Source organism: Methylotenera sp. N17 (assembly GCF_000799155.1).
Classification (GTDB): Bacteria; Pseudomonadota; Gammaproteobacteria; order Burkholderiales; family Methylophilaceae; genus Methylophilus.
Window position 1 is genome coordinate 1921535 of the sequence record NZ_JUGE01000001.1, and the last position, 16076, is coordinate 1937610.

The 16076-nt window shown below is 46.2% G+C and carries 13 protein-coding genes; all 13 read right to left on the bottom strand.

The genetic code is table 11. The features are described from left to right. Nucleotides 1-14: 14 nt before the first annotated feature. From FG11_RS09080 to FG11_RS09140, 13 genes are read right to left on the bottom strand one after another with little or no spacing between them, the layout of a single operon-like run. Nucleotides 15-1121 carry an acyltransferase family protein gene (locus tag FG11_RS09080; RefSeq protein WP_047534476.1) on the bottom strand — a complete coding sequence of 369 codons (1107 nt, stop codon included), beginning with the start codon at nucleotides 1119-1121 and terminating at the stop codon, nucleotides 15-17. Further along, complete coding sequence (locus FG11_RS09085) at nucleotides 1122-2312, bottom strand: glycosyltransferase family 4 protein (RefSeq protein ID WP_047534478.1); 1191 nt, start codon at nucleotides 2310-2312, stop codon at nucleotides 1122-1124. It lies immediately after the preceding gene. Continuing rightward, nucleotides 2309-4609, bottom strand: a complete 2301-nt coding sequence (locus FG11_RS09090; RefSeq protein ID WP_047534480.1) for a hypothetical protein — start codon at nucleotides 4607-4609, stop codon at nucleotides 2309-2311. The genes FG11_RS09085 and FG11_RS09090 overlap by 4 nt, the downstream gene beginning before the upstream one ends. 12 nt (nucleotides 4610-4621) lie before the next feature. Beyond that, entirely contained in the window at nucleotides 4622-5845 is a 1224-nt protein-coding gene (locus tag FG11_RS09095) for a glycosyltransferase (protein WP_235276370.1), read from the bottom strand. Then, the gene (locus tag FG11_RS09100) at nucleotides 5835-7379 is read right to left on the bottom strand and encodes a hypothetical protein (protein WP_052185006.1); all 1545 of its coding nucleotides are present in this window, start codon (nucleotides 7377-7379) and stop codon (nucleotides 5835-5837) included. Before FG11_RS09100 ends, FG11_RS09095 begins: the two co-directional genes overlap by 11 nt. Nucleotides 7380-7391: 12 nt before the next feature. Next, on the bottom strand, nucleotides 7392-8414 hold the full coding sequence (locus FG11_RS13645) for a nitroreductase family protein (RefSeq protein ID WP_200884574.1): 1023 nt from the start codon (nucleotides 8412-8414) through the stop codon (nucleotides 7392-7394). A gap of 35 nt (nucleotides 8415-8449) precedes the next feature. Continuing rightward, nucleotides 8450-9562 carry a polysaccharide pyruvyl transferase family protein gene (locus FG11_RS09110; RefSeq protein ID WP_047534483.1) on the bottom strand — a complete coding sequence of 371 codons (1113 nt, stop codon included), beginning with the start codon at nucleotides 9560-9562 and terminating at the stop codon, nucleotides 8450-8452. Between the two features lie 12 nt (nucleotides 9563-9574). Then, a complete protein-coding gene (locus FG11_RS09115; protein WP_047534484.1) occupies nucleotides 9575-11089 on the bottom strand; it encodes a hypothetical protein in 1515 nt (504 codons plus the stop codon). 19 nt (nucleotides 11090-11108) lie between these two features. Further along, entirely contained in the window at nucleotides 11109-11789 is a 681-nt protein-coding gene (gene epsI, locus FG11_RS09120) for an exosortase-associated protein EpsI, B-type (RefSeq protein WP_047534495.1), read from the bottom strand. Next, on the bottom strand, nucleotides 11789-12691 hold the full coding sequence (gene xrtB, locus FG11_RS09125; protein ID WP_047534497.1) for an exosortase B: 903 nt from the start codon (nucleotides 12689-12691) through the stop codon (nucleotides 11789-11791). The genes epsI and xrtB overlap by 1 nt, the downstream gene beginning before the upstream one ends. A gap of 52 nt (nucleotides 12692-12743) precedes the next feature. Beyond that, nucleotides 12744-13616, bottom strand: a complete 873-nt coding sequence (epsG, locus tag FG11_RS09130; protein WP_047534500.1) for a chain length determinant protein tyrosine kinase EpsG — start codon at nucleotides 13614-13616, stop codon at nucleotides 12744-12746. A gap of 15 nt (nucleotides 13617-13631) precedes the next feature. Then, nucleotides 13632-15026 (bottom strand): chain length determinant protein EpsF, encoded by a 1395-nt coding sequence (epsF, locus tag FG11_RS09135; protein WP_047534503.1) that lies wholly within the window; start codon nucleotides 15024-15026, stop codon nucleotides 13632-13634. Nucleotides 15027-15037: 11 nt separating this feature from the next. Then, nucleotides 15038-16048: an SLBB domain-containing protein gene (locus FG11_RS09140; RefSeq protein ID WP_020182786.1), complete on the bottom strand. Its 1011-nt coding sequence runs from the start codon at nucleotides 16046-16048 to the stop codon at nucleotides 15038-15040. Nucleotides 16049-16076: the final 28 nt, after the last annotated feature.

Consider the following 16076-nt stretch of genomic DNA (forward strand, 5'->3'; position numbering starts at 1 on the left):
TTATTGTGCATTTTTTATTTAACACTACGGGATTGAATAATCTTTCGTCCTAGGTCCACTGCAGGTAGCTCAATATGTGTGTAGGAAAGTTTGGCTGCAAAATAACTTATTGATATTGAAAGAATTAAAAAAAATAAAAAAGAGACTACAGTGTTAGGAACTATGAATTGAGCTACCAATATTAGACATAACATATGCAGCAAATATAGTGAGTAACTTACTCTTCCCAGCTCCGCTAAATACTTGTTTGATATGCTTTTAAAATTAATTGCATACATGAATAAGCATATCGCAAGAAAATAGGCATACAGCACCCCACTAGGCTCAAACAATACAAGACCTTTTTCTTTGGCTTCTAAGACAGGGAAAACAAAGCCTGTAACGATGGGAATGGAACATATAGCAATCAATAAAAAAGCCGTTGCCAAACGCATAGCCGATTTATTTTTTTCAACGAGTGCAAGGCGTAATAAATTACCCGCGAACAAAAACGAAAGGTGAAATAATATAAATTGAACTGGTATCCCTAGCTGAAAAAACTTGTTTCCAATGATGGCTAGAACCGTTGTCATATTTAGGGCTATTGCTGATACGCCTATCACTAGAGGCTTATCCAACCACTTTAAATAAAAAAGTACTGCGCAAGATATATAAAATATGATTTCAATGAATAATGTCCAAAAAACCCCACTCATTTCGTTACTTCCAAATAGCTTTGGAACCATGGTTAAGTTTGCAAAAAATTGCGAATAGGGATACGCATTAGATAGCCCAATATAATTTGCAGAGACTAAAATAAGCACCAACACAAACCAATACGCTGGATAAAGTCTGAAAACTCTACTGATAAAGAATTTTTTTATAGTCGCGCCTGGTTTCAAGCTTGCAGGGATAATAAATCCACTAATTAGAAAAAAAAGGACGACACCAAACAATCCCCAGTTGACTGATTCAGCAGTGATAAAATTTACAAACTGTCGCAATGGATAATCGCTACCAAATTCATGATAGATATACCCAAAAAAATGGTGCACGACCACTGCACTAGCTGCCACTCCCCGAAGAACATCTAAATATTCAAGCCTATTATGTTTATCTATACTCACCAATTGAGTGTCCATTCAATGCTTAGAGTTAAACAGTCTGTCAAAAACTTCATCCACTAATCTTTGCCATGTGTAACCGGCAACGATTTTATTCCGCGCATTGGTTGCTAACCGCCCAATGTCATCCGATGCCATTAGATCGCATACGGCTTGTGCAAGCAGTGCTGGGTTATTGGCTTCGACCAATACACCGTCTTTACCATGCTCGACTACTTCGGGAATGCCCCCTACTGCAGAGCTCACCAAACAAGTGCCTGATGCCATCGTCTCAAACACTACCAGCGGGCACGGGTCCTGCCATACAGAGGGTAAGACCACCACATCTACTGCGGAATATAGATATTTAAGCTTGTCATGCGGTAAGTAGCCGGTAAATAGAATGGCATCGCTCACGGGGGCAGCCAGTGTGATCAGGCTTTGTTCGTAACTGGTTTTAGCAGCGCCACCAAAAAATGACGACCCTGTAATAATGAGGCGTGTGTTGGGTAGGCGCCGGTGGATTGCTTGAAATGCTTCTATCAGCACATGCACCCCTTTAATCGGCGTTAAGCGTCCAACATAGAGCAAATAATGCTTGTCTGGCGCAATGCTGACGATATCTTGTAATTGACGTATGGCCTCATCGCCATAGGGTTTAAAGACATCGGGATCTGTTGCATTCAACACCACGCTGAACTTATGCGTATATTCAGGAAAGTTTGCCAGTGCCTGGCGACGAATGTAATCACTCACGCAAATCACATGATCGACTTTGGCTAATGCCCGCCGATACAGCGGGCGAAACAGGCGCATAGAAAGATGATCATTGTGCATATGCAGTACAATTTTTTGGCCAGCCTGTTTGTGCATAAACAACAGTAAATTGGGTTCATTATGCAAATACACCACGTCGAAGTTGGTAACTACACGCGCAACACGACACCCATAAGAAAATACGTTTTGTATTTTGGCCAGGTAACGCAATGGATTTTTCCAAGTGACGCGTTCTTTCACACGGTGGAAAAATCGTTCTATTTTTGTCCAAGGGATACCGATATATTCAATGCCAGATTGCCCAGCACTATACGCAGGCCTTGAGACAATCGCCAGCCTAACGTCTGCGCCGATTAACCGTCGACTGACTTCATCCACCCAATGCTCTACGGCACCGCCCTGCACGGGGGGCACTGGTAATAACTCAGGCACAACAATCACCAGCGATTTCACAGGAGCTCCTGACTAACAAGCTCAAAATATGTCGTTGGCCCATGTTTAAGCTTGGCAGTATCGAGTACCACAGTCATTCCATCTGCGTCTTGCGTCACCGGAATCGCATCGCCACGCTGACCGCGCAATGTGGTTGAAAAAAGTTTGAGTGTGGCTGCGTGTTGGTTTTTAAGGTTGAGCTTAAATTTAGCAACACGCATCAATACTGGCTTTTTACCTAAGTCTTTCAGTGTGGTTTCGGCTGCATCCATAAAGCGCATATCACTGTTGCGTGCATCTGTCGCCACGATTAACAACATACGTTTACTTGCTTGTAATGGCTGGCCATCCATAGATGACACTGAAATTAAAGCAGGGGCATCCGCTTGCTCCACGGCCAAATGATTTAAGCGTATGGGCGTTAAGGCATCAAACACGACAGCTTCGGTATTGGGAGTCATCACAATCAGGCTTTTTTGCTGACTATTCAGTACGATTTGCCCAGTATCTGACTGATAGATACCACTCTCTGCATTGGTCAAATTATTGGCTGAGATTAACCCTGTTTTTTGCATAGCACTCACACGGCTGGCCCAGCGCTGATCGACCACAAATGGAGTTTTGCTTATTTTTGGGCCGAGTTTTCCGGCATATTGTTGCGCCAGACCATCCACTTTCTCGGCAAAACTCAAGGAAGATGGGTTAGCGTCACTTGTAGGCTTACCAGTCAATTTAAACGCACTATTGCCAGGCTCTACAGCGGCATCATAAGCATTAGTAGGTACGCGATTTTTCCAATCCAGTCCCAAGCCGGTCACGAGTGCCAAACGTGAAATATCTGCTGGCATATTGCCCAGAAAAGCACTCTGGTTAAATACATAATCCTCTGACAACTTCACGCTGACCATATGTTTGGCGGGTGCAACATCGCCACGTAAATAAAGCAGTGCAGCTAAGGTGTCTGTGGCTCTGGCAATTGGGTCAAACCCCACCACAAAAGGATAAATAGCATCTTTACGACCACCGGGAGCGGCGTAGCTTAAATCAATGGCACCAGAATGCTGACAAATAGCATCCCAACCTTGGAACGCGGCATAAGCGGGTACTGCCAACGCAGATTCACGCCGATATTGATTCCAAAACACTTGCCCAAACTCTGTCACGGTATAGGCTTTGCCTAGGTGCCTGCCACTGGCTAACTCGCGAATATATTTCACACCGTCTTGCAATGCGCTATCTTGCCGCATTACTGAACCGGGCTGCGTAAACAGCGTTGGTTCAAAAAAGTAATTATGCAAATCCACCCAGTCAAACTGACCACGTGATACATGTGCCGCAGGTGATAACCAGTTATCGTATGCAGTCAGCATGCCCTTGTAACCCAATTGTCTTAGATATTGGGTCATCCAATCGCCCGTGGTCTTTTCTAGCGCCACAAAAAAACGTTGGGTATCCGCCATACGCGTGCCGGTCCATTGTTTGGGCGTGGGGAAAGCCACAGACTTGGCTTCGATCGACTCGCCTGCACGCAGCTCCCCTTTCCACGCCTTGGCAAGCGCGGCGGTACTGCCATATTTCACTTTAAGCCAATCGGCAAATTGTGGGCGCAATGCATCCGGCACGCCGTTACGGGTGACAAACGCCAGCCCGCCTTCATTGACCATAATCACGCCCGCCAATGTGGTGTCTTGTAAGGTTGTTTGGCCTGTATAAGGATTTTTTGAGGCCAGCATTTTTTCCATCAGCTTTTTCCAATGGGCTTGCACCTCTTTGTCGTAATACACACGTAACTTGGCATCATGTTTAGATACCCAGCGTTCCTGCACATTGCCATATCCGGCGTTGTCGGAACTCAATCCATTCAATACGTAGTAAATGCCTTCGCGCTTTAACGCGGCCAAAAGATAATAAAAACGGTCCAGTTTGTCCGGGTCAACATCAAAATCTTTCTGACGCCCGCTCATTAAGGTGTCTTCAACAAAATCCAGTCTGGCCATGTTGTAGCCATGCATACGTAACTGTCGTGCATAAAGTGTAGCCATGCTGTGATCCGGAAAACCACCCGTGGCTGTACCAAAACCTAAGGCTGCAATCAAAAATCGTTTTGGCTGACTGGGATTATCTTGTGTAGCCCAATAGCCCTGTGGCGCAACCAGCAGCCGTTTATCCGCGCTTGGCTGCGGAACCAGATTTGAAAAATCAAGAATGCTGCCGGGCTCAATCAGTAAAGAAATATCTTTGACTGGCTGCCATTGCCCTTCGGCTGCTGATATCCATGCCGAATACGCAAACATCGCTAACAATACAAACACCTTCATAGCCGTGACTGCTTATCGCTTTCTGTGAATTCGGTGATACGTGCTGGCTACTTCACTTGAGATACTGTCGTAGCCACGTTCTGCTAGCACGTATGCACGGCCTTTTGCAGCCATGTCTTGTGTGAGGTGTGGGGATTGCAATAATTGAATCACCGCTTGCGCAAACTGCTCTGCTGTATAGGGCACGCATACCCCAGCACCACTTTCTGTGATGACCTGCTGTTGATCCGGATTGTCGTTACCAATAACCGGCACTCCCAAGGCCATATACTCAACGGCTTTGGTGGGTGAGCCCATATCTAATAAATAGCTTCTAGGCACGGGGGATAACCCAAGCTCTGCCGCACGTACATAACGCCAAGCTTGCGTGGCCGCTTGCCAGCCATTCCACAGCACGTAGTCTGAAACGCCGGCTGTATCTGCTTGCGCTCTAAGCCAAGCCCGATACGCAACATCATCAACATCACCCGCCAGTACCATCAGCACATTGGGCACATGTTGTTTCACGATAGCCAACATCTGAAACAATATTTCAATGTGCCGCACCGGATCCATGGTGCCTAAATAGATGAGTACACGTTTACCTGCCAAACGCGCATCGTCGGAAGGCAGAATCTGCTCCAAACTTACAGCCTCGGTATCCACGCCCATAGGTACCGGTGTCATCTGCGCAAATGGGATACCCTGATTGACTAAATCTAAGCGCATTTGCTGGCTTTGCACAAACACATGATCCGCGCGTTTTAGCACAATGTAATACAACAGCCACTGCCCGATATACCCTTGCAGCAGAGGAAAGAAATAACGCATACCCGCGCGATACCCACGCTTTTTGGCACGATCTATCTGGCCTTCAGACTGTGGATAAGATAACCAATAGTAAAAAGGCAAACCTTTCACGCGTGCTGCCAGTAGTGCAAATACTGCCGTGACCGACATATCGCGCACCTGAATCGCGTCATATTGCTGGGCATCAAATAAGCATAACGTTTTTAGGTTATGCAGCATCTTTACAACGTATTGTGCAATACGGCTTTGCGGCATATTGCATACTATCGCTTGCCCGCCACCCCAAGCTGTTAATGGCGATGTTGCTTGAATATCGCGATCAGTTACCAAATCACACGTCACGCCATGCCGTGGTAAATACTTACCAAATAAAGCAACGACATCTGGCCTAAAGGTGGGCCATTGCTCCGCTGTAAAATACAAAAGATGCAAGCGTTTAGGCTGCATGTTGTATGGCCTTAGGTAAATGAGATGCGCGCTTTTTATCCCCATGTAGATTAAGCAAATAGCCTAAATAGCCTAGCACTAGGGCATAGATAAGCTCCATAGAAACGAGGTTGACGATAAAGTCTGAGTAGATAATACTTAACGCGAGCAAGGCAATCGATGTCTGAATTGCAAGTGCATCGGCTTTTACAGCTGCTTCACTTGTTAAACGGTATAGCCTGCCCGCTGCGTTCCAAGCGGAAACAAAAATGCTGAGGAACATCACAAACCCAATCACCCCGGTATCCCATAACAGGGTAGAAGCCGCGGTAAGGTTAATCCCATAGTAAGGGTACTTCGCCCCAATATGCCCGCCCATGCTAGTCAATGAGGTGTAGGAACTCCCCAGCCCATTCCCAATGAGGAAGCTAGCAGGGTCATACAGATGCTGCTCTTTAAACCAAAAGGTAATGGAGGTTAAGCGGTTGAGCAGTTGTCGTTTGGAATAGCCTTGATCGCCAACGTTGTACCTTAGCGTTAACTCAATGACCTCATACAAGCTGCTGTCCATCAGCACAGTGATATAAATATAGCCCAATACTAGCGTGACTATCGTCAAGCCCATCAACGCCAGAATATATTTCAAAGTCGATTCACGCATCTCTTTTCTGAGCAAAATCAACCCGGCCAGCGGCAACATCACCACCGCAATTTTAGATTCGCCCATGCCCAATGGCAGAAGACAGATAAAGGCCATGGAGAAAAAGAACGCATGACTGATTAATTTTGCACGCCAACGCGCAGCTAAAAAAGAAAGCGTGATAAATATATAGGTCACCATGACAGAATTGGGGCTACCGCCTAACAGGTTGGCCCCAAATGTGCCGGCAATTACATCCGTGGTCTCGCTCGACAGTGAAATACCACCGCGCTTGGGTACCAATACCAATAGCTCATATAAAGCAAAAGGCATTTGTAGTAAGGCAACCACCAATAAAAATTTGCGCCAACGCGCATAGCTCGCTGGTAAAAACACCAATAAAGTGAGTGCTAACATCAACCCAAACGCTTGAAAATAGCGCTTGAAACCTGCCAAGAACTCACCGAAAGAATGCCATTGAATGAACGTGACCAAAACCGCATACACCATAAAAATTAATGCGATTTTGATGAATGTCGGTGCATGCCGCTCTTTGCTCCAAGCCATATTGACCAAGGAAGGCAATATCAACAACAGGCTAAAGATAGAGACAATCCAAGTGACTTTACCAAACTGTGGGCTGGCAGATAACACCCCCATCAGTAAGCCAATAATCAATATAATCCAAATGGTCAACTCTGGCACTAGCAATAATGCTGGCCCAACTATTAAGCCAGCGCCCATGCCGACTAACACTGGGTTGGCCGTGGTTGCCAATAAGCCAAAAAAGATAGAGGTTAAGACCACAACAATGAAGAGCCCAATCGCGCGGACTTTGCCATGCTTGACGCCTAAGTGATATGGGTCACTTTTGATTGCAGGTGCTGATGTAGGGTTTCGTTTAAAAAATCGCATGTCGTCGTATGTCTAGTGCATCACTAAAAGATCGGTGACCGGCGGACGATAGGAACACGCCACCGTGAACTCTTCCGGCAAGGTGCCTACAGCAATCAGCATCACAATTTGTTCTGATGCTGGAATAGGGGCTACTTTTCGCATAGCCCTATCAGCGCTGGGTTCTTTTGACCAGTTTAAACAACAGGTGCCATACCCTAAATCATGAAAAGCAAGACATAAGGACATGGAAAACATACCGCCATCAATCCATGCTTGATAGCGTTCTGCTACCCCCAAAAAACTGCCAAGCTCAGTAGTGACGACCAAAATAACAGATGCATGCTCAGCAAAGCCACGTCCACCACCTTGTATCGCAAGTAGTGCCGCCATGTCTGCTGGCTTGCTAAACGCATGTACCCGCCAAGATTGCCTATTGCACACAGAGGGTGTTTTTTGCGCCAACTTCACTGCCCGCAAAATATTATTTTCCGGAATGGCCTCCCCACTAAACTGCCTAACGCTATGGCGTGATGCAAACAATGTAGAAAACCCATTGTCCCGTGCTGATTCCAGCGATTGTCGGTTCACCTTGGTCACACCACCTTGCCATGATTGCATTGCGCTCGTTGATAGCTGGTATTGTTGGACAATGTCATCTAAACGCTGCGCCACATGATCTACAGGGTGAGACAGTTGATGATGGAATGCCACATAACTGTTGAGTGCGGCCAATGCTGTCATAACCGTTGTATCTAAGCCGTAGTCATCCATGTAACGCGCAATGTCATCCAATAGCGTAGGAATAACGGTCATGCCAAAGCCGAGACGCGGTGCAGCCAGGCTCAAGCCTTTTTCTACTTGGTGCGCATACAGGGTCATTCTTGCAGCACGCTGAATTTGATCATCACGAGATTTATTTAGCCCTGCATAGGTAAAAAACCGCACAAAGTCATAGACATAGCCAGGCATCAACTTGATTGCAAAATACATATCACGCAGCCGCTTTTGCAAAAAGGCTGGTGAGTATTTCAGAATCCATGTTTTATATGTCATATGCGTATGCGACTTTAATCATCGAAATGTCTAGGTTACTGCAGTGCTTGTTTCAAAAATTGTAACGACTGCGCGCTTAACTTAGCCAAGCGCTCGTTAAATACCTCCACAGGCGCTTTGGCTAATAACACTTGCTCAAGTGCTTCGGGCGTACTAACAATGCGTGACTCCATGCCAAACTGGTGTAGCAAATAAGTCAGCTTATTTGCATTGCTGCCTAACGGATTATCGCTACGCACAAATGCGGCAAACTGTTTTCCATATTTCATGGCAAAAATACTGCCATGGAAAGTTTCGGTGACAATATAAGCAGCTTCTTTAAATAGGCTGAGCACTTCAAAAGGTGATACCACAATATTGTCATCACACCACGCGTGGTATGCCCCAACCGAAATCACTTTCAATTGATGCTGCAACGCAAAAGCTTTCACCGCATTGATTTCGCGCGCAGAGTCCATACGACCTTCATACGCATACACCAGCAAATAATTCCCATCTACAACGCGTTGTTTGGGCAGGTGTGCATCAAAATCATAAATCAATGTTGGATCAACCACCATGGTGGGCGATTGCCCGGTGCACACCTCTACCAACAAGCGCGTATTCTCATCCCTTACCGAAATATCACTCATTTTTTTAAAGCCGGATCCCAGTTCATCCACCATGTTATCTGCAATTACATCGTTCCAGTTGGCATAGCCGGCAGAGGCCGCGTAACTCATGATTTTTTTTGCGGTGATGTCATGACCAAACAAACAAGGGACATAGCCAAACACTTGATTTTGACAATAATTAAATACTTCATCACTGCCTATCACCATCGCATCTGCTTGTAGGTTGTAATTTTTGCTGATGCCAACACCTAACATAGGCATAAAATCATGCTCAAAGCGGGTATTGAAACGATGTCTAAATTGATGCTTGCTAATGGTGGTATGCAGGTTAGCCACAAGTTGAGGGATTTTTGCTACTTTTTTTACAAGGCTAGGCGCAACCACTTTTTGGCCAAGGTGCCGAGGTGATCCATGATGAAAGTCTCTAAACGTGACCGAATGCCCCAATGATTCTACGACGCTTTTTAAGGCATATGCCTGTAAAAATGAACCATAGTTCTTCACACGATGCATTGTCAAAATACCAATTTGCATAACCACCTCGACCTAACCTTTATTCCCGATGAGTTCGCGCGCAAATTGCACGCTCGCTGACAATTTCAGCCTGACAAACATCAGGCTATACATGCCTACGGTGATGACCAGCGCCAACACCCAGTGTGTACCAAAGTGTAAGAAAGCCTTGCCGGCCAAGACTGACACCAGCAACATCGCTAACGATTCAGCACTGGCTTTCCAGTCATGCTGATATTGAAAGCCAAGCGTAGACAGTCGATGCGCTACCCAATAGTTAGCCAAGATCAGCGCGAATATATTAGCCATTGGGAGTGCAATAACCCCTAATATTGGAAATGCTGCTATGCCACCCAGCACCGAAAGCGCAAGAAAAATATTGCTTGGAAGCATCACGTCATAACGCTCCACCATTTGCGCAAGCATTTCCAAAATGACGCGCTGGGTTTCAAACACAAGCAATACCAACAGTACACTCAGCACGGATACACTGATGCCTGCAGCACCGTATTTACCGGCTGAAATTAACAGCAAGATTTCGCGCCCACTGACCAGCATGACTGCAAGGAACCCAGCCAATAACGCCAAGTTAATTTGAAGTGATTGCTCACACAAATTGGCCGCAACTGCAAAATTACGTGTGGTGCTATACCTTGCCACCACCACTGGCCTAATCAGACCAATCAATAGCTGCGTGGGTAAGTAACGTTTAATGTATTCATAGAGCGAATTTGCAAAGCCAAACTTTGCCATCAAGTGCTCTCCAAACATGGCACCACCAACTAAACGATTGGTATTGGCGCCAAACGGTAGCGTAGCCAAATGCTGGAAATAGGCCGCTTTAGAAAATGTAATCAGTTGTGCACGGTTTGCTTCAAACCATTCTGATTCAGGCGCATCGGCAATTTTTCTTTGCCAAAGTACCGACCCTATGCCGACTAACATGATGACCATGGCAATAAACTCTGCACAGGCTTCTACCCAGATCACATCGACTAGGTCTACCTGTTGGGGGTGCTGATGAATGAGCATCAGCATACCGACACAACGGAGAATCGCAATGATGGAGAATGCAGATTGCGCGATACCCTGATGTAACGTGGATTCCAAGATCATCGATAAAAACTGGTTTGTGGACCGAAAAGCAACCACCACTAAAAATATATTGAAAATGCTGACGACTGAGGCTAAGCCAATCCACCCACTTAAATAGCTGGAAAATAACCAGGCTAACAAAAGCAGTAGTATGAGTATGCTTGTCCGAAATCCTAATCCGAATAAGATTAAAGAGCGCAGGGCTTTGGCTTGGAATTTGACGTACAACTCTGGCACATAGCGCAGAAACATGTGTGCGATACCAAACCCTGAAAGCGCGGTAAACACTTCGACCAGCGCGACCAAGACAGAATATTTGGCAAAATCACCGATGGAAAGCGCATGCACCACCAGCAACATTGCACAAAAGCCACCCAGTGCAGAAACGCTCTTACCTATAAAGAAATGTATCAGGCCGCGCTTAACGCGCTCCTTGCCATAACGTGCAATCATCTGTTGCTCAACAGATACATTACTGAGATAACCCGGCCAGTTTGGCGCGGTCTTGTTGAGGCAAGGCCGCAATCAGCGCACGCACAAACGCTTGCTGTACTGCATACCCAGCATCTGCATCCGATGTAATTGAGGAAACACGGAACAGCAAGCCATCCGGAATTTTTCCACGGAAGCCGTAACGCAATTGCTCTAGTTTGGTTTGCTTGCTGCCCAGTACCGCTTTATTACCCACGGTTGTCCAATAGGTGAGCGGCTCAGCGCGCATGCCTAACACTGTGTACAACCTTCTGACCGGAATATTGCCAAAGTCTGTTTTGAGCTCACCCACTTGATTGGACATTAACTGAAACCCTTGTGCCGGATAACAGACTTCTGGGTAATGCAATTGCTTTGCATCGCTTTGGTCAGCACCGTAAGCAATAGAAAGCATGATGCGGTCGCCTGTACTATTGACGTAAGTGCGAGAAAGCGTGGCCGTATAAATTCTATCTAGCTTTTCTTTTACCTGCGGATTCACGATATGACCGTTTTGCTGCGGCTCATCTTTCCAGTCACCAAACTGCATAGGAATCATATTTTCCAGAATCACAGCGGGGCCATCATCGGCAATACGATGGGTTGGATGTATTGCCATAGCCACACCTGCAGCCAATAGCATCAGTACTGCCATGACGATATTTCTGAATGTATGATGCATTATCCCGTCACTCCACGCATTGCCGGTTTTGTTTTATGCATCTCTAGCCGCTTACTAAAATATTGCAGCACAGAATCTACCGACATAATCAAGGTTAAGGCCACAATAAACAGCACCATACCAGCAAAGCCATGGATAAAACCTTGGCCTGCTTCATCCCCAAAATAAAAGGTAACCAGTGTCAGCACCATGACGCGAATCACATTGGCGGTAAACGAAATAGGAATAATCAACAGTGCCAGCGTAAAGTTACGAAACAGGGAGTCATGCTTGACCAGATTCAGGTACAGCAAGCCCAGTGCTTCCAATGAAATCAACGTATGCATACCCGCACAAGCATCTGCGACCAACAACTGGTATTGACCAATTTGTAGTACCACACCGGATCTGGCTATTGGATAACCCGCCCAATAGAGGATTTGTTCTGCAACAGTAGAGACCGCAATTTTCATAGGCAATGTAACTGCATCAAGAAAGAATCCCGGCAATGGAATCATGAAAAAAATAAAGAATAGCGGGAACCACATCAACTTGAGTGCCCGTGTGCCGCGTGTAATCAGTAATACCGCAGAAAATATCAGGATTTGTGAGCCGATATCGAACATTAAGATATCTTGTGAGCGCCCCAATACATAGCTGAGCAATCCAGCCAGCAGGATGATCCAGCCTAATATAGAAACCATTGTGGAAGGGTTTACAGCGGGTGCATTCAATAAGACATCACGCTTTTGCCAAGCCAAAAATAACACCACCATCAGCACAATCGGGCCATGTGCCTGATCTTGCGTGGACCATAAATCGGTAGCGATTGCGTGATACATCGGAATGTAAAGCGCCAGTAGACCCAGTAATATAGGCCACCATTCTTTAAGTACAGATTGAAGACGGTTTGATGTTTGCATAGACAGTGAAATCAATGGATAAAGGCTGTACTTACTTATTTACACACAATACTTACTCATACTCATTTAATACGGCGCCAACTACTTGCGCACCAATCTCTTTAATCTTCTTACTGAGATCATTAATCTTGGCTAACTTGGTATGGTTTTTACGTGCGACCACCAATGCTCCACCAGTACGTGCCACAATAGATTGATAGTCAGCACTTTCATCCGCCGATGACGTGTCAACGATAATCACATCATATTGATTGGCGGCGCTGTTCAGCAGTTCGGAAAAAGCACTGCGACTTAATAGCTCCTGCGGATTGGGTGGAATGGTACCTGCACCCAATACCGACAAGCCCATGAATGACTCGATACGCACAATGGCGTCTAGGTCGGCTCGGCCAACGATTATGTCCGATAGTCCTCGCTGCCCTTTTAGGTTAAAAATTTTATGCTGACGCGGCTGCCTTAAATTTGCATCAATCAGCAAGGTCTGCTCGCCTAGCTGAGAAAACACAACGGCTAAGTTTGCTGCAATATAACTGCTGCCATCACCACTTTGCACACCGGTAATCGCAATGGTCGAGCCATGCTCAGCAAACCAACGCAACACCAATTGTGTGCGTAGCGCACGCAATGCTTCCACTTGCGGGGTAAATGGCTGATAAGCAGCCACAAGCTCCCTGCTATAACTACCTTGCCCGGCTTGCAGGTACGGATAATCAAACTGCATGGAAACCACTTGGCGAATATCTTCACTGCTTACCAAGCCTAAGCTTAATGCAGCATCACCAAACCGCAGGCCTTTCTCTTTTTGCAAACGCAGAACGCGCTCGGCACCTTCTGGCGTTAACTTACCTAAATCAAGCAGTAAGCGCCCAATGCTGGTATCGCGTTTAATCATATTGTCTGGTACGGGTACTTGGATCAAATTCATAGGGTGACTCTCGAGTTAGGCCAACTTAAGAAAACGCAAAAATGAAAACCGCTTGGATTTTGTGGAAATGACACTGGAAAGCACACCCAACACAGGAATCTCGACTGACTCCTGAATATCCTCAACAGAACGCACGCGTCTATCCAACATTTCGGCCAACAGCCCGAAGCCAACACCTAACATGAGGCCAAGAAAAACCGACAGCAATATATTGAGTAGTATTTTCGGACTGGAATGCTCGATGGGCGCGACAGCCGGATTTAATATGGAAATATCTGTTTGGTTGGCCTGCCCCTCAAGATTAGACATCATAAAGCGCTGACTCACTGCATCTAGTGAGCGCTGTGCGTTTTCCATATCGCGTTGCAGTATCATTAATTGATCGCGTGTGCGATTCAGCTTAAGCACTTTCTGCTTTTGCGCAGCCACTTGTGCTGCCAACTCAGATTCACGCTGACGATAGATTTTAGCTGACCCGCCAACACTGGCACTGGTAGAACGAATCGCTTCTTGCAACTGTGATCTTAGTTTACTGATTTCAGCCTGTGCAGATTGAATCTGTGGATGATTTTTATCTAATCGCTGAGATAAATCTGCTAATTTGGATTCAGATCTTGCAATGTCTACTTTCAAGCCCTGCACTAAGGCATTGGAAGCCACATCGGGAGAGTCTGCCGCATTACTGGATACGCCAGCCTTGCGTGAAGAGGCCTCAATAGCCTGAGATTGCGCCACCACATATTGCGTGGTTAAGTCATTCAACCGTGCGTTCTCAGTATCAAACTGCTCAATGCCGCTGGTAATGCCATTGTCTTGCTGATACTTAGACAATCTGGCTTGTGCTTTTTCCAGCTCATCGCGTAGTGTTTTGGATTGCGAACTCAAATAGGTAGCAGCACCCTGTGCTGGCTCCGCTTTCAGTTGCAAGCTTGTTTGTTGATAGGCCGCTGCAAACGTATTGGCCACCCCTGCTGCAAAGTCTGGATCCGAACCACTGAATGAAATTTCAATGACGCTACTTTCACGAGAAGGCACTACGTCTAATTTTTGCAATAACAGATCAGCAAACCAATCACGTATATCGCCCTTGCCCTTAGTGGCTTCCATAAACTGTTTTTTTGCAGTATCGCTGTCTGCAAATTTAAGCGCATCCACCACTTTTCTGGCCACGCTATGGCTGGTAATAATATCGACTTGCGTTGCCATATAGCCGGGCATCAACTGTGCCGGCAATGCAATGCCAGTCACTGGGTCAGCCCCTTTGTAATTCAGCACGAGCGATGTACTGGCTTTATAGCTTTTAGGAATCAGCAAGCTGACTGCCACAGTGGTGAGCACCGTCAAGCCAAAGGTCACCAACACTATCTTGGAACGCGCTTTTAAAAGGAGTAGAAATTGCGTAAAGTTCATGGCTATTTTTCCTAAAACAAGCTTTCTTGCACGTAAATGACGTCTTCGGCCAGCACTTTATCGGTTAGCTTCACTGAGATCACTTCCACATCCCCTTTTGCGTTACGACGATGCAATTTAATGCCACGTTGCGTACCACGTGCGGTTGGCCCACCACCTTGCGCCAAGGCCTGCACTACCGTCATATCGCGCTCAACGCGAAACGCGCCTGGACGCTGCACCTCACCAAAGATATAGCCAATAGGTGCGCGCGGCACATAAATCATATCGCCGCTGGCCAGTGCAAAATTGGCAGCATCGCCACCAGAACGGAATATCTTATCCACATCGATTTCAAGATGCTCTAACTCGCCATTACGAAAGGTACTGAGAGAAATGGTATCCGAGCCCCCTTGCGCAATGCCGCCGGCTACGGATAAAAAGTCTGCCAACGTGCGCACACCATTGGTGACCGCGTATTTACCTGGGCGATTTACCTGACCCAGTACAGACACATCACGTGAGTGGATATAGACAATTTCACCCCCCGTTAAAGTTATGGTTTCTGCTTCAGAATTACCAATAATTTTATTTAAATCGTATTGCGTTTTAACCGATTTATTGACGATGGTAATCAAATCCGAGCCGTCAACCGTCGGGCCTCCTGCTAACGCTATCAGCTCAGGCAATGTGGTGACACGCTCTAGCGGATAGCGCCCGGGCTTGTTAACACTACCCAACACCGACACCATTTTGCTTTGGAATTGCAACACCAATATATTGACCTGCGGCTGCTTCACAAAACCGCCGCTTTCCAACATGGTGGCAATTTTTTTCTCTGCCGCACTCGCAGTTAGTCCACCAACCGAGACATTGCCAATTAAAGGATATGAAATCGCACCATCTTCAGGCACCCGTGTCTCCAAAGATAAATCCGGATTATTGTGCACACTAATTCTAAGTACATCCCCCGCACCGAGCTGATAAGAGGAAGACGATTCTGCCAGCACCGGCTGTAGCCAAGTGCCAAGTACAATCGTCATCAAAACAATCAATATATTCCGCATGTAT

Coding starts and splice junctions, on each gene's coding strand:
- FG11_RS09080 (WP_047534476.1), bottom strand. CDS start 1,121: ATGGACACTCAATTGGTGAGTATAGATAAACATAATAGGCTTGAATAT.
- FG11_RS09090 (WP_047534480.1), bottom strand. CDS start 4,609: ATGAAGGTGTTTGTATTGTTAGCGATGTTTGCGTATTCGGCATGGATA.
- FG11_RS09095 (WP_235276370.1), bottom strand. CDS start 5,845: ATGCAGCCTAAACGCTTGCATCTTTTGTATTTTACAGCGGAGCAATGG.
- FG11_RS09100 (WP_052185006.1), bottom strand. CDS start 7,379: ATGCGATTTTTTAAACGAAACCCTACATCAGCACCTGCAATCAAAAGT.
- FG11_RS13645 (WP_200884574.1), bottom strand. CDS start 8,414: ATGACATATAAAACATGGATTCTGAAATACTCACCAGCCTTTTTGCAA.
- FG11_RS09110 (WP_047534483.1), bottom strand. CDS start 9,562: ATGCAAATTGGTATTTTGACAATGCATCGTGTGAAGAACTATGGTTCA.
- FG11_RS09115 (WP_047534484.1), bottom strand. CDS start 11,089: ATGATTGCACGTTATGGCAAGGAGCGCGTTAAGCGCGGCCTGATACAT.
- epsI (WP_047534495.1), bottom strand. CDS start 11,789: ATGCATCATACATTCAGAAATATCGTCATGGCAGTACTGATGCTATTG.
- xrtB (WP_047534497.1), bottom strand. CDS start 12,691: ATGCAAACATCAAACCGTCTTCAATCTGTACTTAAAGAATGGTGGCCT.
- epsG (WP_047534500.1), bottom strand. CDS start 13,616: ATGAATTTGATCCAAGTACCCGTACCAGACAATATGATTAAACGCGAT.
- epsF (WP_047534503.1), bottom strand. CDS start 15,026: ATGAACTTTACGCAATTTCTACTCCTTTTAAAAGCGCGTTCCAAGATA.
- FG11_RS09140 (WP_020182786.1), bottom strand. CDS start 16,048: ATGACGATTGTACTTGGCACTTGGCTACAGCCGGTGCTGGCAGAATCG.